The sequence below is a fragment of the Winogradskyella maritima genome (assembly GCF_042650215.1).
Taxonomy (GTDB): Bacteria; Bacteroidota; Bacteroidia; order Flavobacteriales; family Flavobacteriaceae; genus Winogradskyella; species Winogradskyella maritima.
In genome coordinates this window covers 1-647 of sequence record NZ_JBHSAT010000009.1, presented here as the reverse complement: position 1 = coordinate 647, position 647 = coordinate 1, and the positions used below count along the sequence as shown (strand labels likewise).

General features: G+C 36.6%; 1 protein-coding gene. It reads right to left on the bottom strand.

Features of this window, described 5'->3' with window-relative positions; genetic code table 11:
• Positions 1-111: 111 nt before the first annotated feature.
• Positions 112-615 carry a hypothetical protein gene (locus tag ACFOSX_RS10890; RefSeq protein WP_386100727.1) on the bottom strand — a complete coding sequence of 168 codons (504 nt, stop codon included), beginning with the start codon at positions 613-615 and terminating at the stop codon, positions 112-114.
• Positions 616-647: the final 32 nt, after the last annotated feature.

Below are 647 nucleotides of genomic sequence, written 5' to 3'. Positions count from 1 at the left end.
CGGTCTCGTATAACCGTCAGTTACGGGTTTATATGCGTTAATTTTCGGTTTGGCACTGACGCTCGCAATTCCGAGTGGATTCGGACGTAGTCGAATCCGCCGTAATTGCGGTTATACATTGTTGTGTGTAGTTTTTTTTAATCGGTTAATTATTTTTCTCGCTCTACTTTCCACATTTTTCCATTCCCATAATTCTGGGTTTCCGAATTCAGGATTGGTACTTTTCCAGTTTTCAGCTCGTGTTTTTGAATTTACGGAAACTCTACATTCAATTCGGTTTTCTCCGTTTAGCAAGTCAAGCTGAATAAATATTATAGCCCAACCATCTATTCGATAGCGGAAAGTTTTCCCATTACAATATTTAGGGTTGAGTTTTGTTTTCGAGGTAAAAAACTTGCCTTTCGATTCAGGATTATAAATTCCAAATCCGAAATGCACTTTTCCTTTCGCGATTCCCTTGTCAGAATAGTCTTGGAATTCAGACAGATTGTTTATCCGAACTATTTCCTTTTCCATTTCAGAATATGATTCATAGAATTCAGTTTTTGAGTCCGAAAGAATGTATTCAATCAGTTCAAAAAGTTGATTTTTATCTATGATTTCTGTTCTCTGCATTAGCTTTGCTCAAATTACACACAACGGTTTTG